This window comes from Nocardia exalbida NBRC 100660, from assembly GCF_000308575.1.
GTDB classification, from domain to species: Bacteria; Actinomycetota; Actinomycetes; order Mycobacteriales; family Mycobacteriaceae; genus Nocardia; species Nocardia exalbida.
In genome coordinates, this window is the sequence record NZ_BAFZ01000004.1 from 1 (window position 1) to 18,069 (window position 18,069).

Sequence of the window (18,069 nt, forward strand, 5' to 3'; positions counted from 1 at the left end):
TTGTCGGGCACACCCCCGGCTGGAAACGAGCCCTTCAGCAGTTCGCCCTGATCTACGGCGACCGCATCACAGACCACACCGAAAAGTAGAATCAGAACCGATCGCCCTCACCCACAAAGGTTCTGACACTCCCGCCCAAGAAGGCGTGTACCGATGAACGCGTGGACGGTGTTGTTGTGGAGTTGGATCTCGAGGCCGTCTCGTTGGGGCAGCTGCGGGCCGCGGTGCGGCGTCTGCTCGAGCGTGCCACTGGTATCGGCGTCGAGGACGCGGTGCAGGTGTGTGATGAGTTGGCCGGCAACGCTGTCGTGCATGCCCGCGCCCCGCGCGGGTGCCGGTTGATCGTGGCCGGTCGTGGCTGGTTCCGTGTGGAGGTCGACGACGGCTCCCGCGCGCCGGCGCGCATCCGCCGCCCTGATCACACCGGCGGGCGCGGGTTGATCCTGGTCGATGAGCTGGCCACCTGCTGGGGTGTGGACTACCACGGCGGCGGCAAAACGGTGTGGGCCGAACTCGGCGTCCGCCGCGGCGGTGGGTAAGGGTTCAGCTGCCGGGGTCCGGTGCGGGTGGGTCTTGGCGGGAGAGTTGGGCGTTGAGTTCGAGGGCTTCGGTGAGCTGGTCTTCCAGGACGATGATCCGGCACGCCGCCTCCAGTGGTGTGCCGGAGTCGACCAGTGCGCGGGCGCGGGCGGCGATACGCAGCTGGTAGCGGGAGTAGCGGCGATGCCCGCCCGGTGAGCGCTGCGGGGTGAGCAGTTCGGCGGCGTCGAGACCGCGCAGGAAGGCGGGGGTGACGCCGAGGATTTCCGCGGCCCTGCCCATGCTGTAGGCGGGATAGTCCTCGTCATCGAGCCGGTCCGCGGCACCGGAAGCGTCGGTGGGATCTATGGGGCCGGTGGGGTCTGTGTTCGGTTGCTGCACAACACCTCTGGTTTCCACGCCGACGGGCCCCGGCGCACAGTGCGCCGGGGCCCGGGATCGAGGGGGTTTGATATCAATTCCGATCGCCGACCCGCAGAGCCGACGTCGAACACCGCGCCCGGCACTTCTTCCCGGGCGCGCAAGGTGTAGGCAACTGCTTCAGCGACCACCTCCCGGATCGACAAATCTGCCTGCGGTAATTTCGTCGTCCCCTCCGGCGGTCCGGCCGAGTGCACCGGATTCTCTTCTCCGCCGGAGGGGACGGTAGTTCTTGCTTTCCGGGCAGCTCACCTGCCCGGCCAACCAGACTCTTCAACTCCAACGACAGCGACTGTATACCGGCATTCCCAGGATGTCTACATCATGGAGTGGAGTTTTTCTCTATGGCGGGTGCGGTGTTCTTCACGCCGGAACTCCGGTAGAGGTGGGGGATGTGGACATCCAAGCGCCCCGACCCCCAGACGAAGCCGATCGGTTCGCGTTCGAGGTCGGCCGCACGGTCATCGAGCAGGCCAAAGGCATGCTGATGCTGGTCTACGGGATCGGCGAGCAGCAAGCGTTCCAGCTGCTGCGGTCCTGCTCGCAGCACACCGACGTGCGACTACGCGAGCTCGCCCAGCGCGTCCTCACCGAACTACCGACCGCGGGCGGGCAAGCCGCTAAAGCCCCGTTGCGCGTCGATCTGAACCGGATCCTGTCCGGGCGCTCCCCGCAGTCCGACCAGTAGAGCGCACCGGGGATGCTGCACGGTGCTGGCCGAGCCCTGCTTCGATCGATCACCGACCGCATCACCGTGTTGAGAATTGATCGATTCTCGACACCCGCCGGGCCCGGCGAGGATGACCGATGGGGGCCTGGGTTGGTCGCGAATCGCCGCGTGGTGGAGGGTTCGGGATTTTCCCTGCACGCAGTTAGCGCAGGTCAGCGATATCCGTTGCTCTTTCGGCCAGGACTACCAGGACCCCACGCACTCTGGATCGATCTGCCCGAACCGGCGACTGGGGACAACCGGTGAGCCGCAGCGGGTTCAGTCGTCTGCGGCGTCGGGATCGCGCACCGGCCGGCGACCGCCCCCGAAATCGGGCAGGTGGAAGGCGTATGCCCGTCCAGGCCGATGTGCTCACGCACGAACGGTGAGAGTCGGGCGGCGTCCTCGTCGCGGACGGGGTATGCGCGCGGCCGCCGCCGAAGGTGGTTTGGCGAATCCGGCGTGAGCGGCCATGTGCTGGGCGACCTGGTCGTCGTCGAGTCCCTTCGCCCGGAGCGTCTTCTCCAGCTCCTCACGCCGCTGCGGGCTGTCGTAGCCCCCTTCAGCGCCGCTGGCTTGGGCCTCGGCCGCGTCACGTTCGATCGCGACCGCTTCCCTGCGCTCAGCCCACACGGTCGCGATCCGGTCGGCCTGCTTGCCCGCGGTCGCGGTGGCGCACTGGAGGTGGTCGTGCAGGTCCTTGCCGGTCGCGGCCTGCACGACCCGCACCTGCTCCACAAGGCCGACGAGGGTGCCCATGACCCGGCGGTTGTGCGGGCCGGGGGCGGGTGTCGCTTACGGTAGATACGTGACGACCCCAGCCCCCGACCCCGAGCGCCCCGCCGCGAGTCCGCAGGAATCCCGGTGGCCGGCGATCCTCACCTGGCGCGCCCACGACGCGACCCGGATGGAGTCGGTGCGGGTGCAGCTCAATGGCAACCGCATCCGCGCCGCCGGGCGCATGATCGGCGGCGCGAGCGCGGATCACCCCGCCTTCAGCGCGTCGTACGACCTGGTCACCGACGAGAACGGCGCGACGAAGCGGCTGTCGCTGCGTACCACGACGGCCGCCGGTGAGCGGCACGCCTCGATCGCCCGTGACGAGGAGAACTACTGGCTCGTCGATGCGGGCGGCAACCATGTGCGCTCCACCTTCGCGGGCGCCCTCGACGTGGACGTGGTGCTCAGCCCGTTCTTCAACACGCTGCCGATCCGCCGCTACGATTTGCAACACGCGGTCGAGGACGTCCAGGTCCCGGTGGTCTATGTCCGCCTGCCCGACCTGCTCGTTCAAGAGGCCACGCTGATCTACAGCAGCGCCGCCGACGGCATCAGCGTGCTGTCGCCGGTCTCCAGCGCCACGGTCACGGTGGATGCCGACGGCTTCCTGCTGGACTACCCGGGGCTGGCCGAACGGATCTGATAGCGGGTGCGGATGGTGGCACGAGCTGCGCATATGGCAAGCCGGGGCTGCGCCGAGTTGTCGCGACCCGCTCGTGGGTCCGACGGGTACGCGTCCAGCGCCGAGCCGGGACGCGAGGAGGTTCAGGTCGCGATTCTCGCGGAACCGGGCCGGACATCGCACAGTCCACCGAGCCGATCTCGACGCGGTGATGCCGTGCTGGTCATGCTGAGTGCCCGGATCGTCGAGTTCCCTGGCTGTCGCCGAGGCCGCGCCGACAGCATGACGTGCCGCGGGGTGCCGTTCGAGCGCGAGATCAGCCCAGCTGCGTGATGACGCCACCGCGCTGTCCGGCCGCCCGCAGGTCTTCCAGCCAATTCTGGTCTCCCGGGCGGATATCCGTGATCTCCCAATGCCGCGCGGATTCGTAGCGTCCTCGGGCGTCGTGCCCGGCCTCGACCAGATCCGCCAGGGATGTCTCCTCGCGCAGGCTGTCGCGGGCAGCGCCGAGCACGGTGAGCGTTTCGTCCAGAACTTCCAGCAGCGCCCCCGAATTCGGCTCGCAGATCGCGCGAACCAGATCGGGCGCCGTGCCCGCCACCCGGGTTCCGTCGCGGAACGATCCGGCCGCCAGTCCCAGCGCGAGATCGCCCCCGGTCGCGCCCGCCAGAGCCAAGGCCTCGGCCAGCACATGCGGGAGATGGGAGATGCGCGCGACGGCGCGATCGTGCTCCGCGGCCACCACCGGTACCACCACCGAGCCGCAGTCCAGGGCGAGCCGCGCCACGCGGGTCCACGGCTCGGCCCGGGTGCCCTCGTCGACGCCGACCGCCCACACCGCGTCGCGGAACAACTCCGGATCGGTGGCGGCCCAGCCGGATTCGGACGTACCCGCCATCGGATGACCACCGACGTACCGGTCGGCGAGCCCGTGGTCGCGCACGGCCGCCGCGACCGGCGCCTTCACGCTCACCACATCGGTGAGCGCGCACTCGGGGGCGTAGGTGGCGATCGCGGAGAGCATGTGGTCCACCGCGGGCATCGGCACCGCGACGACGATCAGCGCGTCGGTTCCCGCGGCACGGCGCAACGCGGCGGGCAGATCCTCGGTGACGTCGAATCCGTCGGCGCGGGCGGCCTGCGCGCCCGCCGACGACCGGTTGTATCCCCAGCCGTCATAGCCCGCGGCGACGGCCGCGCGCAATAGCGATCCACCGATCAGACCGGTCCCCAGGACGCATACGGGTGCTTTCATCGCCGAAGTCACCCGAACAGATTGGCATACGACTTCAACATTTCCGCTCGAGCAGACTACCGTTGCGGCCATGGCAGCACAGCGCTCGGGCACGAACAGGGCGGCGTCGGACGATTACGACGACGTGGAAGGGTTCGCAGTGGCGGTTGTCCGCGAAGAAGGCAAATGGCGGTGCAGTCCGCTGAGCCGGGACGCGCTCACCGATTTGTCCGCGGCGGAAAACGAACTGAAGGCTTTGCGCAGCTCCGGAGCGGTGTTCGGCTTGCTCGACATCGACGATGAGTTCTTCATCGTGCTCCGGCCTGCGCCGAGCGGGACCCGCATGCTCGTCTCGGACGCCACGGCCGCGATCGATTACGACATCGCCGCGGACGTCCTCGAGGCCCTGAACGTGGAGATCCCGGATATTGATCCGGACGAACTGGACGACGTCGAGCCGTGGGAGGAGGGCGACCTCGGGGTGCTCGCCGATCTCGGCCTGCCCGAACCGGTGCTGAGCGTCATCCTCGCCGAGACCGATCTGTATCCGGACGAGCAGCTCGGCATGATCGCCCAGCGTCTCGGCTTCGCAGGCGAACTCGCCGCGGTACTGGACAAACTGCCACGCTGACGTGGGCGTTCTCCCGAACGACCCGATTGCGTCGGACGCCGACATGGTGCGTGCCGCCATCAGCGCGGCGGCGGCCGCCGGGGATCGTGACGTGCCGGTCGGCGCGGTGGTGTTCGACTCCGCCGGAAGGGAACTGGCGCGGGCCGCGAATGCGCGGGAAGCGCTCGGCGATCCGACCGCGCACGCGGAGATCCTGGCGCTGCGCCGTGCCGCCGCGGTGCACGGCGACGGATGGCGGTTGGAGGGCGCCACCCTCGCCGTCACCCTGGAGCCGTGCACGATGTGCGCGGGCGCGCTGGTGCTCGCACGGGTGAGCCGTCTGGTCTTCGGGGCGTGGGAGCCGAAGACCGGCGCTGTCGGGTCGCTGTGGGACGTGGTGCGCGACCGTCGTCTCAATCACCGCCCCCAGGTGCGCGGTGGAGTGCTCGCGGACGAGTGCGCGGCACTGCTCGACGAGTTCTTCCGCACCCAGCGCTGAGCCCACGGGGCAGCGCAGGTCAGCAAACGATTTAGCGATCCGGCGACGGTCCGGTATGGTTGTCGGCGGTGGCGTGTCCGAGCGGCCTAAGGAGCACGCCTCGAAAGCGTGTGAGGGGTAACCCCCCTCCGAGGGTTCAAATCCCTCCGCCACCGCTCCAGCCCCTCATCTGTTCGCGCAGGTGAGGGGCTTTTCATCTTTCGCAGGACGAGTGTGCCGAAGGAGGGTGATCCGGTGACCGAGCCCGACCACCATTACTGGATGAACCGGGCCATCGAACTCGCGCGTTTGTGCCCGGTGGCCGAGGGCGCGTTCTCGGTGGGCGCGGTGATCGTCGCCGACGGTGCGGAGATCGCGACCGGTTACTCCCGTGAGTCCGACCCGAAGGAGCACGCCGAGGAGGCGGCGCTCGGCAAGCTCGACCGGGCGGATCCGCGGCTGGGGCGGGCCACGCTCTACAGCACGCTGGAACCCTGCTCCGAACGCGGGACGAAGGACCGGCTGCCGTGCACCGACCGGATCCTGCGGGCCGGTGTCCCGGTCGTGGTGATCGCGTGGCGCGAGCCGTCGACGTTCGTGGTGAACTGCGTCGGAGTGGAGAAACTGCGGCAGGCGGGTGTCACGGTGCTGGAACTACCCGAACTGGCCGAGGCGGCGATGTCGATGAACCGGCATCTCGACCTGTCCTGAGCGCGCTCAGTCGTAGTCCCAGTACTGCAACCAGCGCACCGACGCGAACAGCAGCAGCGTCAGCGCGTAGAGCGCGACGACCACCGCCGCCCCCGCGACGCTGATCCGCCTGCCCGCGCCGTCGATCGGATCGAGCCACCGGCGGAACCGGCTCGCCACCGCGGGCGACAGGTAATAGCTCATCACGCCCACGCTCACGATCTGGCTGAGCCACAACGCCAGCCACGGTGGCGATCCCGCCCGGTCCAGCACCGGGCCGAGGAAACGCGACAGCACCATCACCGTCGGATACAACACCAGCAACACCAGCATGGCGGTCTTCCACGTCGGCGTCATCCTGGTCTCGCCGTCGACCGTCCGCACGGTCGAGCCGAACGGCGTGGTGTGCGCCTGCACGGTGAAGTCCTCGGTCAGCTTCGCACGCAATTCCGGCAGGGTGGCGGCGCGTTCGTCCGAGCCCAGCCAATCCGACAACTGCCGTTCCGTACGGAATCGGAGCACCGAGAACCAGCGCCCTCCGTCCGATGGGAAAAGGGCGGCGCCTTCGAATCCCGGAAACGTGGAACTCACCGCGACGAGCCGTGCCTCGGTGGCCTCGAATTCGGCTTCCTTGTCGCGCGCGACACTGTGCCGGAACACACCGACACCCGGCGGTGACGCCCCGCCTTCGACGATAACCAGATCCGAACTCTTGCAATGAAAACCGAGCTTTGCGCCTTCGGACAGTGCGGCCGCTCGTTCGGCGGAGTCCAAAAATGCGTGCAGCGCGGGTTCGGATCGGAACGTAACGCTGAAACCCGGTTCGAGAAGCGGGCCTTCGGTCACCGCGACAGAGGAGTTCACGAATCCGTCCATTAGACGAGCGATTTCGGTGATCCCCATGAGCCAGTCCCGAAAAGCCGCGTCGTGCGCCGGTCGGTGAAAGACCGTTACGGCGGTAGCGGCGGCGTCCATCGACGCTATGCGACGTCGATGCGGCGACCCTGCACGTAGACCTCGGTGATCGCGGGTTCGCGGATACCCATCAGCAGCGCGAACAACGTCTGATCCCGGGCCAATGCGGGGTCTTCGGAACGAATACCCTGTGCCAGCGTGTGGTCCAGAGCCGGAACGCGCGCCGGTTCCACCACGACGAAATCGGCTTCCTTACCGACGTCGAAATTCCCGAAACGGTTTTCCATATCCAGGGCGCGCGCCCCGGCCAGCGTGCCGATGAACAACATTTCCGCCGGATGCATCGACACCCCGTGCTCGCCCGGCTCGGAGATGTGCACCTTGAACGCGGCCGCCAGCACCTGCGGGATCAGCCATTCGTCGCCACCGCCGTAATCGGTGCCCGCGGCCACCGTGACGCCGGAGGCGAGCGTCCGCTTCCACGGCATCGTGCCGGAGCCGAGGAACTGCTGCGACACCGGACAATGCGCCACCGACGTGCCCGTTTCGGCCATCCGCGCCAGCTCGGCGTCCTGGCAGTGCACGCAGTGGGCGAGGATGCTGCGCCTGCCGAGCAGGCTCTTGCCGCCCACCGCCGATCCGGGCAGGAACTTCCCGTCATAGGTGTCCAGATAGGTGGTCACGCCGTAGGCGTGCTTGGTGGTGTCGACTTCCCCGGTTCCCGGACGGTTGTTCTCGTTGAGATGGGTGTGGAAATAGACGCCGCGTTCGCGCACCGAGTCGTACAGCTCGCCGAGGTTGTTCAAGGTTCGCCGAGTCACCGCCAGCGAAAAGCGGGGGACGATCGCCACGTGCAAGAGGGCGGTAGACACGTCGCCGGTGTCGGCGGCGTGCCATTTGTCGATCTCCTCGCTCGTCAAGCGGATGGCGTCGTCTTCGGTGGTGATCAAGGGCGCCGCCGACGGCTCTCCGGTCGTTTGGATGCCACGGCCGCCGACCATCCGGAGACCGCGGCGGCGGGTTTCGGCGAACAGCGCGTCCTGCGCGTGCGGGAATGCCGAGCCGAACACCATCGCCGCCGTGGTGCCCGCGGCGATGCGCCGGGTACAGAATTCGGCTGCCGCCGATTGCGCGAACTCCACTTCGGCGTAACGGGATTCCGCCGGATAGATGCACAATTCCAGCCATTCCAGCAGCTGGCCGCCGCCGTAGGCATCTCCTGCGAAGGTCTGCGGGAAATGAACATGGGTGTCGACGAACCCGGGAAGCAGGAATCCGGGCCGATGGTCGAACACTTTTTCGGCGCGGTACTCGTCCGGGATATCCGAGCGCGTTCCGCAGAATGCGATCCGACCCCCGTCATCGATTATCAAAGCCCCGTCCGGGACGTCGGCCAACGCGGCGGGCACATCGCGGGCAGCAGGGCTACCGGCGATGTGAAAAATGTGCCCCAAGTGGACTTGGCTCACCATTCGAGGAGAACACACATCGTTCCGGCACGCGAGTGAATCGCGGGAAAAGCGGTCAGACGCCGCGCGAGAACAATGTCACCGGCGGCGGCATACGGTAGCCGGCGAGTTTGATGAATCGGGCGCTCACGCTGGGCTGCCTGCCCTCCAGCGGGCCCGCCCCGACGGTGTTCATCATCCGGTTGATCACGTTGAAGCAGGTGCCGACCCAGACGGCCTCGTCGAACGCGTCCCTGGAAACCCCCGCCAGCCGAACCACGGCGGCGTCCTGCGCGGTCAACCCCTCGGGGTCACGGGCCATCTTCGCGAGGAAACCGAGCATGGCGCGCGCCTCGGGACGCAGCGGGGAATCCGCGCCGTCGGCCAAGGCGCGCGTCACCACGTCGGCGTCGATGTACGCACTGGCGATGGCCTCGTGCGAGGTCGCGCAGAACGGGCACTCGTTGGCCTGGGAGGTGTGCGTCGCGAAGATCTCGCGTTCGGCGACGGTCCAGTACGACGGTCCGCGCATGGCCTCCTGGATCAGGTCCGACAGCGGCGATCCGAAGAACCGATGCCGATAGAACAGCACTTTCAGCACCGCGGGGACCTCGACGCCGCTGAACCGCCGCATGGTCCACAACACGAACCTGGTGGGCCGGTCGTGGCCGGATCGCACCGCTTCGAGCCACATTTCAGTTCCCCTCCCACGCCAGCTGCGCGGCGCGCAGGCGCCGGTCGGCCGCGCCGTAGGCGGCGACCGCGGTCGCCTCGAAGATCTCGTCGTCGGTGTGCCCGGCCGCTTTCAACGCCGCGAGGTGCTGCTCGGTGACCCGGTAGGACCGGTCGGCCACCAGATCGGCGAATCCGGCGAGTTCCGTCTGGTCGTGCGGGCCCGGATCGGCTGTCGCGGCGGTTCTGGCGCGCAAGACGCGGCGGATCTCGCTCGACAGCCGCCCCGGTGCGGTCTCGAGGTGAGCACCGAACCGCTCCCATTTCTCACTCATCGAGCCACGCATGGGCCCATTCTGGCCGACGCCCGCCGCCTTCGCTGGAAATCGCAGGCGCGCAGCGTCAGTCGCTACCGCCGTCCGCTTGCTTGCGAAGCACCACCCGGTGGTGCTCCAGGTCGACCCCGACCAGCGGTGGCGCGCCCTCGTCCTGCTCGTCCCGCAGCATGGACACGGATTCGCGATGGTCCAGCTCCATGCGCTTGGTCGCGTAGAACAGCGCGGTGAACTCGTCGGTGAACGTGCCGGAGACGGGGGTTCGGCGGCGCCTGCGACGTTTGTTCACGGTCAGCTCGTAGACCGCCACCAGCACGAGCAGGATCACCCATCCGGGGATCCACCACTGCAACACCGATGCCATGCCTACCGAAGCTACCCGCCCGCGCCGAACCGATTCGAAAATTGCTCGTTTCACGGAGGGTAACGGGTGAGATCGCGGGTATACGCCCGGTACGGAAAGTGCGGGAAGGACGCGATGCCAGATGCGCCGTCGGACAGTCCGCGCGGGAACGATGCGCGAGAGAAACATGAGAATCGGAAGTGTAATCGTCTTGATCTGGTTGCTGATCGGCGTGATCGCCGCAGCACAACGCCACTACTTCGACAGTGGACCGGTCAATTGCGCCGGTTTCGGCACCATCGCCGTCACTGTCATCGCGGGACCGCTCAACTACATGGGCGTGAATCCGAAGGTCGCGGATTGCAATGTCCCGCAACCCAGTCCGTAGTTCGATCGAGTGAGTAGCGGACGGCCGGGTGGGCATGCCCACCCGGCCGTCCGTCATTCGTAGGCTCGGACGAGCTGTGAGCCGAGCGGTCCCTGACGTGAACTGAACATTTGCTGTTTATGAATTCCTGCGGATCGCGCTGGTCTTTATTGGATAGCTGTCGGTGCGGCCGGGTATTCCCTCTTACGGGGTGCACGGAAGGAACCGATGAGATGCGCGACTACGAATCCCGTGCGCGTGCCAGACGCGGCCCGGGTGCCGGCTCCCGGGTATTCGGCTTCCTGCTGCTGGCCTGGCTGGCGATCGGGTTGCTCGCGGCCGGTCAGCGGCATTATTTCGACAGCGGCCCCCCGCTGAACTGCGCCGGTTGGGGCACGATCGGTCTCACCGCCCTCGCGGGCCCGCTCAACTACGTCGGGGTGAATCCGCGAGTGGGCGACTGCGAACTTCCGCAACCGAGCCGGTGAAACGCACTCGGCCCCGCATCCGGAGTCCGGATGCGGGGCCGAGCCATGGGCGACGAATCAGCTGACGCCGACCGGTTCCTTCACCGTCTCGGCCGAACGCCGCTGCAACTCACGCAGCTTCGAGCCCTCGACGTCGATGTCGGGCAGGATGCGGTCGAGCCACTTCGGCATCCACCACGACCACTTGCCCATGATCACCAGCAGCGACGGAATCAGCACCATCCGGACGATGAACGCGTCCAGCAGCACGCCCACCGCCAAGGCGAAGCCGAACGATTTCGCGGTCACGTCGGTCTCCAGCAGGAAGGAGCCGAACACCGAGATCATGATGATCGCCGCCGAGGTCACCACGCGCGCGCCGTGGTGGTAGCCGGCGACCACCGCGTCCTTGGCCGACCTGCCGTGCACGAACTCCTCGCGCATGCGGGTCACCAGGAAGACCTGGTAGTCCATCGCGAGGCCGAACACCAGGCCGATCAGCATGATCGGCATGAAGCTGACCAGCGGATGCGGGTCCTCGATCAGGCCGAGCTTGCCCTCCTGGAAGATCAGCACGGTCGCGCCGAAGGTCGCCGCCATCGACAGCAGGAACCCGAGCGCCGCGGTGAGCGGCACCAGGATCGACCGGAACACCAGGATCAGCAGGAGGAATGCCGCGCCAGCCACGATCGCCAGGTAGGGCACGATCTTGCTGAGCAGCACGTGGTCGACGTCGGCGTAGATCGCCGTGGTGCCGGTGATGCCGTACTCGATGCCGTACTCGGCCTTCAGCTGGCCTTCGGCCTCCCTGGCGTCCTGCACCAGGTCCTTGGTGGCCTGGTTGTTGGGCCCGGACTTCGGGACGCCGTCCAGTAGCGCGCCCTGCTGGTCCTGGCTCCACTGCGGCTCGGTGACGTAGTCCATGCCGGGGTAGGACGCGAGCTTGTCGCGCAGCGCCCGCACCGCCGCGTCCCGGTTCTCGGCGGGCACGGCGCTCAGGTCGACGGCCACGTTCAGTACGCCGTTGCTGCCCTCGCCGAAGCCCTCGGTGCGCAGCTCGTAGGCCTTCCGGATGGTGGAGGTCTTCGGCATGCTGTCGTCGCCGGGCAGGCCGAGGTTCAGGCCGGCCGCGGGGGCGGCGAGCGCGCCGAGCACCACGACGCTCAGGATCAGCGCGACCCACGGCACGCGGCCGATCAGCCTGCCGAAGCGCATGCCGTTGGTGACCGAGTTCTCGTCCTCGGGATCGTGCTGGGCGACGACCGGCAGCTTCGGCTTGAACAGGAAGCGACCGAACGCGCCGAGCAGCGCGGGCATCAGCGTGATCGCGGTGAGCACCGCGAAACCGGCGGCGATCGCGCCGCCGAGGCCCATGAAGGTCATGAACTCGACGCCGACGATGCTCAGGCCGGCCAGCGCGATGATGACGGTCAGACCGGCGAATACGACGGCGGAACCGGCCGTGCCCAGCGCGGTGCCCGCGGCCTCTTCCGGCGAGTCCTGGACCGCGAGTTCGTGCTTGTACCTGGACACGATGAACAGCGCGTAGTCGATGGACAGCGCGATGCCGATCATCGAGGCGAGGAACGTGGTGAAGCTGGGGACCTCGATCACCGAGGTGCCGAGCATGATCAGCGAGGTGGCCGCGCCGAGGCCGATGATCGCGGTGACGATCGGCACGAACGCCGCGACGATGGCGCCGAACGCGACGATCATCACGACCAGCGCGACGGCCATGCCGATCATCTCGGACTTGCCGCTCGGCGCTTCCTGCTTCTGCGCGATCGAGCCGCTCATCTCGACCGTGAGGCCGGCGTTACGCGCGCCGGCAGCGGCGGCGTACGCCTCTTCCCGGTGCGCGTCGGTCACGTCGGTGAACTTCGCGATCGTGAACGGGACGTTGATCACCGCGACGGTCGCCGGCGCGGTCTGGCTGAGCACGTTCAGCGGGGCGCCACTGCACTGCGCGGGGTCGGGTGTGGCGACGCAGCCCATCTTGTCGGCCGCTTCGACCGGATTGACGATGGGTTTGCTGTGATCGACGATGTCGAGCCTGCCGAGATCGGCGATGAACGCGTCCAGCGCCGCACGGTTCGCCGGGTCGGTCAGCTTCTGTCCCTCCGGGGCCGCGGCGACGTAGGTGCCGGTGACCGCGTCGAACTTGAACGCGGCGGAGGCGCCCGGGAAGTGCTTGTCGAGAATCTCGTTGGCACGTTCGGACGGCAGGTTCGGCATGCTGAAGTCGTTGCTCATCGGCTTGCTGAGCTGTGCCCCGAGACCACCTAGGAGCACGAACAAGACGAGCCAGACAGGAAGGACTATCCATTTCCGGCGGAAAGCGAACTTTCCCCATCTGTACAGATAAACGGACACGAGTGGTTCTCCTAGCGATGACTGGGATCGTGCTGGGTCTGCGTGTAGACAGCACTCGCGGGGGTGCCCTGCTGCCTCCGCCTCCACTGACGCTTTCTGCCTACCGTGCGGTAGGTAGACTACCCAGGAGCTAAGCGGAGGAACAACCTCTATTTTGCGGGCGACGTTCGCTCGCGCGAAGGTGATGAGAGGATCGTCGAATGTCTGTGCGTGACGCACCCGGCGCTGTCGTCGCAGGTGGAGGCACTAAAAGCGCGATTCGAGACGCCGCGGTGAAGCTGTTCGGGGCCAAAGGATTCGAGCAGACCAGCTTGCGCGAGGTCGCGGATGCGGTAGGAATCACAAAGGCGTCGCTCTACTATCACTACGCGTCGAAGCTCGATCTGCTATTGGCGATCATCGATCCGATCGTCGATCACATGCGTTCGGTGGTGAACGATCTCGACCAGGTACCGCACGACGCCGAGAGCATCCGCCAGGTGCTGCGCACCTATCTGCGCGGCCTGATTCATCACCGTGACGCCGGGGCGCTGGTCGTGCGCGACACCGTCGCCATCATCAACGCCATGGCCGACCGCTACCCGGATCTCATGGACGCCAGTCGGGCGCTGCGCGAGTGGCTGGCCGGTCCGGACGCCACCGATGCGGCGCAGTTGCGCGCCTGCGCCGCGCTCGAGGTGATCGGTGTCGCGCTGGTGTCCAAGGAACTCGTGCCTGGTGCGGACGATTCGCTGGTGGAATCCTCACTGCTGGATGCCGCGACCTGCGTGCTGGCAGGCGGCGGCGCGTAGATTCGAGCTGTCCCCTCGACGCCAGGAGTCGCTGCTGTGCACATCACCGCGAAGGTCGATTACGCGGTGCGGACGCTGCTCGAGATCGCCAGTGCGCCGCGACTGGACAAGTCCGTCGTCGGGCTCGGCGCACCCCTCGTGCAGGCCGCGCCCGTGGTCAAGGCCGAAGCGATCGCCACCGCCCAGCGGATTCCGCCGAAGGTGCTCGAGTCCGTGCTCGGCGAGCTGCGCCGAGCCGGACTGGTGATCAGCAGGCGCGGTCCGGACGGCGGCTACTGGCTGGCCAGGGCCGCGGCCGACATCTCCATCGCCGACGTGATCCGCGCGATCGAGGGCCCGCTGGCGTCGGTGCGCGGCGCCCGGCCCGAGGACGTCCGCTATTCCGGTGCGGCCGAACCGTTGCAGCGGGTGTGGATCGCGCTGCGGGTCAACATCCGGGCGGTGCTGGAGAACGTCACCATCGCCGACATCGCGAACGATCGGCTGCCCGGATTCGTCGAGGCGCTCACCGAAGACCCGGGCGCCTGGGCGCGCCGCTAGCTCCGCATACCCCGACGGGAGAGCATTCATGCAGGTCAGAAATCTTCGCGACGCCTCGCGCCGACAGCCGGTAGCCTGCGATTCATCATGCTGACCAGACTCCTTCGTTCGCATCTGTACCCCTACCGCGCCCAGCTGGCGGGGGTCGTTGCGCTGCAGCTGGTTTCCGTGATCGCGATGCTGTATCTGCCCAGCCTGAACGCGGACCTGATCGACAACGGCGTCACCAAAGGTGATCTCGGCTACATCTGGACCACCGGCTTGTGGATGCTCGCGGTCACGGGCGTACAGATCGTCGCGTCGGCCGCTTCGGTCTATCTCGGCGCGCAGGCGGCCATGGGCGCGGGCCGCGACCTGCGCGGCGCGCTGCTGCACCGCGTCGGCACGTTCTCCGCGCGCGAAGTGGGGATGTTCGGCGCGCCCTCGCTGATCACCCGCAATACCAACGACATTCAGCAGGTTCAGCTGCTCATCGTGATGTCGGCGACCATCCTGGTGATGGCGCCGATCATGTGCGTGGGCGGCATCATCATGGCCTTGCGCGAGGATCTCGGGCTGTCTTGGCTGCTGCTGATCGCGGTGCCCGCGCTGGCCTTGGCCATGGGCGTGATCATCTCCAAGATGGTGCCCGGCTTCCGCGACATGCAGGCCAGGATCGATGAGGTGAATCGGGTACTGCGCGAGCAGATCACCGGTATCCGCGTGGTGCGGGCGTTCGTGCGGGAACGGCAGGAGACCTGGCGCTTCGGCCTGGCGAACACCGAACTCACCGACACCGCGCTGCGGGTGGGCCGGTTGATGGCGTTGATGTTCCCCACGGTCATGTTGATCAGCAATGTCACCGCGGTCGCGGTGATCTGGTTCGGCGGGCACGCGATCGACGCCGGGCACATGCAGATCGGTTCGCTCACCGCGATGCTGTCCTACATCATGCAGATCCTGATGGCCGTGATGATGGCCTCGTTCCTGGCCATGATGGCGCCGCGCGCCGCGGTCTCCGCCGACCGGATCGGCGAGGTGCTCGACACCGAATCCTCGGTGCACCCGCCGCGCTTGCCGCAGCCGTTCACCGACGACCCGGCCGTCGTGGACTTCCAGTTCGCCGAGTTCGCCTTCCCCGGTGCGGAAAAGCCGGTGCTGGAGGCCATCCGTTTCCAGGTGCGTCCCGGCACCACCACCGCCATAGTCGGCTCCACCGGCGCCGGGAAAACCACGCTGATCAACCTCATTCCGCGGCTGATGGACGTCAGCGACGGCGCGGTCTACGTCGGCGGCACCGACGTTCGCCACATCGACCTGGAGGTATTGCGTTCGCAGATCGGCCTCGTGCCGCAGAAGGGGTACCTCTTCTCCGGCACGATCGCGAGCAATCTGCGCTACGGCAATCCGCACGCCACCGACGACGAACTCTGGCGCGCACTCGAGATCGCGCAGGCCGCCGATTTCGTCCGGGAGATGCCGGAGGGGTTGCAGACACCCGTCGCTCAGGGCGGCACCACCGTTTCCGGCGGCCAGCGCCAGCGGTTGGCCATCGCGCGAGCGCTGGTAAAGAAGCCGAGGGTGTATTTGTTCGACGACTCGTTCTCCGCGCTCGACGTCGCGACCGACGCCAGGCTGCGCGAGGCGCTGAAGCCGGAGACCTCGGACGCGTCGGTTCTCATCGTCGCGCAGCGCATCGCCACCATCCGGGACGCGGATCAGATCGTGGTGCTCGAGGACGGCGCGATCGCCGGGATCGGCACCCATGAGCAACTGCTGCGGGATTGCTCGGAGTACCGGGAGATCGTCGAGTCGCAACTGAGTGCCGAGGAGGCGCGATGAGACCCGGAATGCCCACTCCCGGTGCGCCGGGCACCAAAGCGAAATCGTTCGGACCATCGCTGAAGCGGCTGCTGCGCAGGCTCGCGCCGGAGCGTTTCCAGGTCGGGCTGATCATCGCGCTCGTCATCGTCTCGGTGGTGCTGAACACCATCGGGCCCTACATCCTCGGCAAGGCGACCAACCTCGTCTTCGACGGCGTGGTCGGCAAACAGCTGCCGCCCGGGATGACCAAGGAGCAGGCGATAGAAGGCCTGCGAGCCAAGGGCGACAACACCTTCGCCGACATGCTCGGCGCCATGGACGTGGTGCCTGGTGTCGGGGTGGACTTCGGCGCGGTCGGCCGGGTTCTCGCCCTGGTGCTCCTGCTGTACATCGGCGCGGCCGTGTTCGGGTGGTTGCAGGGCTACCTGCTCAACGTCGTGATCAATCGGACGGTGAAGCGGCTGCGCGGCGAGGTCGAGGACAAGATCCATCGGCTTCCGTTGCGCTACTTCGACTCCGCGCCGCGCGGTGACGTGCTCAGCCGGGTGACCAACGACGTCGACAACGTGTCGCAGAGCCTGCAGCAGACCATGAGCCAGCTGCTGATCTCGGTGTTCTCGGTGCTCGGCATCCTGGTCATGATGTTCTGGATCTCCTGGCAGCTCGCGGTGATCGCATTGCTCACCGTGCCCGCCGCCATCGTGGTCACCGCGCAGATCGCGAAACGGTCCAAGCCGCACTTCGTCGACCAGTGGAAGTACACCGGCTTGGTCAACGCCCAGGTCGAGGAGGCGTACTCGGGGCACGAGGTGGTCACCGCGTTCGGCCGCAACCGCGAGGTCGGCAAGGAGTTCGACCAGCGCAACGAACAGCTCTACCAGGCCAGCTTCAAAGCGCAGTTCATCTCGGGCATGATCATGCCCGCGATCATGTTCCTCGGGAACGTGAACTTCGTGCTGGTCGCGCTGGTCGGCGGCCTGAAAGTGGCCACGGGCAGCCTCTCGCTCGGCGAGGTGCAGGCGTTCATCCAGTACTCCCGTCAATTCAGTCAGCCGCTGACCCAGCTCGGCGCGATGGCCAACCTGTTGCAGTCCGGCGTCGCCTCCGCCGAGCGGATCTTCGAGATCCTCGACGCCGAGGAGCAGAGCCCGGACCCGGTGATGGCCGACGCGCGCCCGGTCGACCGCGGCCGGGTGGAGTTCGAGGCCGTCTCGTTCCGCTACGAACCCGACAAGCCGGTGATCGAGCGACTGTCGCTGGTGGCCGACCCAGGGCACGTGGTCGCCATCGTCGGGCCCACCGGCGCGGGCAAGACCACGCTGGTGAACCTGCTCATGCGGTTCTACGAACTGGACGCGGGCACGATCACCATCGACGGCGTCGACATCACCGAGATCACCCGCGACCACCTGCGCTCGCGCATCGGCATGGTGCTGCAGGACACCTGGCTGTTCCGCGGCACCATCCGGGAGAACATCGCCTACGGCAACCCGAACGCGAGCGAAGAAGAGATCCTCGCCGCGGCGCGCGCCGCCTACGTCGACCGTTTCGTGCACGCGCTGCCCGACGGCTACGACACGGTCATCGATGAGGAGGGCGCCGGTGTCAGCGCGGGCGAGAAACAGCTCATCACCATCGCGCGCGCGTTCCTCGCCAAGCCGTCCATCCTCATCCTGGACGAGGCGACCAGCTCGGTGGACACCCGCACCGAGCTGCTGGTGCAGCACGCCACGGCCGCCCTGCGCCGCGACCGGACCAGCTTCGTCATCGCCCACCGCCTGTCCACCATCCGCGACGCCGACCTGATCGTCGTCATGGAGGCGGGCCGGATCGTGGAACACGGCTCGCATGAGCGTTTGCTCGAGGAGCGCGGGGCGTACTACCGCCTGTACAACGCCCAGTTCGCGGGAGCGGTGTGAGGCAGGCGAGCGG

Annotated in this window: 21 protein-coding genes and 1 tRNA gene; 13 read left to right on the forward strand and 9 right to left on the reverse strand. The window is 67.4% G+C overall.

All coding sequences use genetic code 11. The features are described from left to right. Positions 1-161: 161 nt before the first annotated feature. Positions 162-539: an ATP-binding protein gene (locus ON29_RS01870; RefSeq protein WP_157172628.1), complete on the forward strand. Its 378-nt coding sequence runs from the start codon at positions 162-164 to the stop codon at positions 537-539. Between the two features lie 4 nt (positions 540-543). On the opposite strand, the gene ON29_RS01875 is transcribed toward ON29_RS01870, so the two are convergent. Next, complete coding sequence (locus tag ON29_RS01875; protein ID WP_051174789.1) at positions 544-921, reverse strand: helix-turn-helix domain-containing protein; 378 nt, start codon at positions 919-921, stop codon at positions 544-546. Between the two features lie 433 nt (positions 922-1,354). On the opposite strand from ON29_RS01875, the gene ON29_RS01880 reads away from it, so the two are divergent. Continuing rightward, a complete protein-coding gene (locus tag ON29_RS01880) occupies positions 1,355-1,648 on the forward strand; it encodes an ANTAR domain-containing protein (protein ID WP_040864372.1) in 294 nt (97 codons plus the stop codon). 393 nt (positions 1,649-2,041) lie between these two features. On the opposite strand, the gene ON29_RS01885 is transcribed toward ON29_RS01880, so the two are convergent. After that, entirely contained in the window at positions 2,042-2,428 is a 387-nt protein-coding gene (locus ON29_RS01885; protein WP_040864373.1) for a hypothetical protein, read from the reverse strand. Between the two features lie 49 nt (positions 2,429-2,477). Between ON29_RS01885 and ON29_RS01890 the strand changes: the two genes are divergently transcribed. Continuing rightward, entirely contained in the window at positions 2,478-3,092 is a 615-nt protein-coding gene (locus tag ON29_RS01890; RefSeq protein ID WP_084499007.1) for a putative glycolipid-binding domain-containing protein, read from the forward strand. Between the two features lie 295 nt (positions 3,093-3,387). On the opposite strand, the gene ON29_RS01895 is transcribed toward ON29_RS01890, so the two are convergent. Further along, positions 3,388-4,326, reverse strand: coding sequence for a prephenate dehydrogenase (locus ON29_RS01895; protein WP_040864374.1), 939 nt, complete (start codon positions 4,324-4,326; stop codon positions 3,388-3,390). 70 nt (positions 4,327-4,396) lie between these two features. Between ON29_RS01895 and ON29_RS01900 the strand changes: the two genes are divergently transcribed. From ON29_RS01900 to ON29_RS01915, 4 genes are all read left to right on the forward strand, one after another. Next, entirely contained in the window at positions 4,397-4,936 is a 540-nt protein-coding gene (locus tag ON29_RS01900; RefSeq protein ID WP_040864375.1) for a tRNA adenosine deaminase-associated protein, read from the forward strand. Positions 4,937-4,979: 43 nt separating this feature from the next. Beyond that, entirely contained in the window at positions 4,980-5,414 is a 435-nt protein-coding gene (locus tag ON29_RS01905; protein WP_083863191.1) for a nucleoside deaminase, read from the forward strand. A gap of 67 nt (positions 5,415-5,481) precedes the next feature. After that, positions 5,482-5,569, forward strand: a tRNA-Ser gene (locus ON29_RS01910). 79 nt (positions 5,570-5,648) lie between these two features. Then, positions 5,649-6,104 carry a deaminase gene (locus tag ON29_RS01915; RefSeq protein WP_040864469.1) on the forward strand — a complete coding sequence of 152 codons (456 nt, stop codon included), beginning with the start codon at positions 5,649-5,651 and terminating at the stop codon, positions 6,102-6,104. A 6-nt stretch (positions 6,105-6,110) separates the two neighbouring features. Here the strand turns inward: ON29_RS01915 and ON29_RS01920 are convergent, their stop codons facing one another. From ON29_RS01920 to ON29_RS01940, 5 genes are all read right to left on the reverse strand, one after another. After that, positions 6,111-6,743 carry an antibiotic biosynthesis monooxygenase gene (locus tag ON29_RS01920; protein WP_245548798.1) on the reverse strand — a complete coding sequence of 211 codons (633 nt, stop codon included), beginning with the start codon at positions 6,741-6,743 and terminating at the stop codon, positions 6,111-6,113. A 320-nt stretch (positions 6,744-7,063) separates the two neighbouring features. After that, complete coding sequence (locus tag ON29_RS01925) at positions 7,064-8,470, reverse strand: amidohydrolase family protein (RefSeq protein ID WP_040864377.1); 1,407 nt, start codon at positions 8,468-8,470, stop codon at positions 7,064-7,066. A gap of 52 nt (positions 8,471-8,522) precedes the next feature. After that, positions 8,523-9,140 carry a carboxymuconolactone decarboxylase family protein gene (locus ON29_RS33555; RefSeq protein ID WP_051174790.1) on the reverse strand — a complete coding sequence of 206 codons (618 nt, stop codon included), beginning with the start codon at positions 9,138-9,140 and terminating at the stop codon, positions 8,523-8,525. A 1-nt stretch (position 9,141) separates the two neighbouring features. Further along, positions 9,142-9,453, reverse strand: a complete 312-nt coding sequence (locus ON29_RS01935) for a carboxymuconolactone decarboxylase family protein (protein WP_040864378.1) — start codon at positions 9,451-9,453, stop codon at positions 9,142-9,144. A gap of 67 nt (positions 9,454-9,520) precedes the next feature. Next, positions 9,521-9,817 (reverse strand): DUF6191 domain-containing protein, encoded by a 297-nt coding sequence (locus ON29_RS01940; RefSeq protein WP_040864379.1) that lies wholly within the window; start codon positions 9,815-9,817, stop codon positions 9,521-9,523. Positions 9,818-9,983: 166 nt separating this feature from the next. Here ON29_RS01940 and ON29_RS01945 point away from each other — a divergent pair, with 166 nt between their 5' ends. Together ON29_RS01945 and ON29_RS01950 are read left to right on the forward strand one after the other, a co-directional pair. Continuing rightward, complete coding sequence (locus tag ON29_RS01945) at positions 9,984-10,184, forward strand: hypothetical protein (protein WP_040864380.1); 201 nt, start codon at positions 9,984-9,986, stop codon at positions 10,182-10,184. A gap of 212 nt (positions 10,185-10,396) precedes the next feature. Continuing rightward, positions 10,397-10,651: a hypothetical protein gene (locus ON29_RS01950; RefSeq protein WP_051174791.1), complete on the forward strand. Its 255-nt coding sequence runs from the start codon at positions 10,397-10,399 to the stop codon at positions 10,649-10,651. A 57-nt stretch (positions 10,652-10,708) separates the two neighbouring features. Here the strand turns inward: ON29_RS01950 and ON29_RS01955 are convergent, their stop codons facing one another. Continuing rightward, complete coding sequence (locus ON29_RS01955; RefSeq protein ID WP_040864381.1) at positions 10,709-13,003, reverse strand: MMPL family transporter; 2,295 nt, start codon at positions 13,001-13,003, stop codon at positions 10,709-10,711. Between the two features lie 200 nt (positions 13,004-13,203). On the opposite strand from ON29_RS01955, the gene ON29_RS01960 reads away from it, so the two are divergent. The 4 genes from ON29_RS01960 to ON29_RS01975 all read left to right on the forward strand — a co-directional run bounded on the left by ON29_RS01960 (position 13,204) and on the right by ON29_RS01975 (position 18,056). Beyond that, complete coding sequence (locus ON29_RS01960; RefSeq protein ID WP_040864382.1) at positions 13,204-13,794, forward strand: TetR/AcrR family transcriptional regulator; 591 nt, start codon at positions 13,204-13,206, stop codon at positions 13,792-13,794. A gap of 36 nt (positions 13,795-13,830) precedes the next feature. Continuing rightward, a complete protein-coding gene (locus tag ON29_RS01965) occupies positions 13,831-14,334 on the forward strand; it encodes an RrF2 family transcriptional regulator (protein WP_040864383.1) in 504 nt (167 codons plus the stop codon). An 87-nt stretch (positions 14,335-14,421) separates the two neighbouring features. Then, on the forward strand, positions 14,422-16,155 hold the full coding sequence (locus ON29_RS01970; RefSeq protein ID WP_040864384.1) for an ABC transporter ATP-binding protein: 1,734 nt from the start codon (positions 14,422-14,424) through the stop codon (positions 16,153-16,155). Further along, positions 16,152-18,056 carry an ABC transporter ATP-binding protein gene (locus ON29_RS01975; protein ID WP_040864385.1) on the forward strand — a complete coding sequence of 635 codons (1,905 nt, stop codon included), beginning with the start codon at positions 16,152-16,154 and terminating at the stop codon, positions 18,054-18,056. Before ON29_RS01970 ends, ON29_RS01975 begins: the two co-directional genes overlap by 4 nt. The last annotated feature ends 13 nt before the right edge of the window (positions 18,057-18,069 follow it).

Excerpts from the sequence above, each read along its gene's own strand:
- ON29_RS01905 (WP_083863191.1), top strand. The coding sequence starts at position 4,980 with ATGGTGCGTGCCGCCATCAGCGCGGCGGCGGCCGCCGGGGATCGTGAC.
- ON29_RS01895 (WP_040864374.1), bottom strand. The coding sequence starts at position 4,326 with ATGAAAGCACCCGTATGCGTCCTGGGGACCGGTCTGATCGGTGGATCG.
- ON29_RS01935 (WP_040864378.1), bottom strand. The coding sequence starts at position 9,453 with ATGAGTGAGAAATGGGAGCGGTTCGGTGCTCACCTCGAGACCGCACCG.
- ON29_RS01900 (WP_040864375.1), top strand. The coding sequence starts at position 4,397 with ATGGCAGCACAGCGCTCGGGCACGAACAGGGCGGCGTCGGACGATTAC.
- ON29_RS01960 (WP_040864382.1), top strand. The coding sequence starts at position 13,204 with ATGTCTGTGCGTGACGCACCCGGCGCTGTCGTCGCAGGTGGAGGCACT.
- ON29_RS01975 (WP_040864385.1), top strand. The coding sequence starts at position 16,152 with ATGAGACCCGGAATGCCCACTCCCGGTGCGCCGGGCACCAAAGCGAAA.
- ON29_RS01940 (WP_040864379.1), bottom strand. The coding sequence starts at position 9,817 with ATGGCATCGGTGTTGCAGTGGTGGATCCCCGGATGGGTGATCCTGCTC.
- ON29_RS01885 (WP_040864373.1), bottom strand. The coding sequence starts at position 2,428 with ATGGGCACCCTCGTCGGCCTTGTGGAGCAGGTGCGGGTCGTGCAGGCC.
- ON29_RS01945 (WP_040864380.1), top strand. The coding sequence starts at position 9,984 with ATGAGAATCGGAAGTGTAATCGTCTTGATCTGGTTGCTGATCGGCGTG.
- ON29_RS01970 (WP_040864384.1), top strand. The coding sequence starts at position 14,422 with ATGCTGACCAGACTCCTTCGTTCGCATCTGTACCCCTACCGCGCCCAG.
- ON29_RS01950 (WP_051174791.1), top strand. The coding sequence starts at position 10,397 with ATGCGCGACTACGAATCCCGTGCGCGTGCCAGACGCGGCCCGGGTGCC.
- ON29_RS01925 (WP_040864377.1), bottom strand. The coding sequence starts at position 8,470 with ATGGTGAGCCAAGTCCACTTGGGGCACATTTTTCACATCGCCGGTAGC.
- ON29_RS33555 (WP_051174790.1), bottom strand. The coding sequence starts at position 9,140 with ATGTGGCTCGAAGCGGTGCGATCCGGCCACGACCGGCCCACCAGGTTC.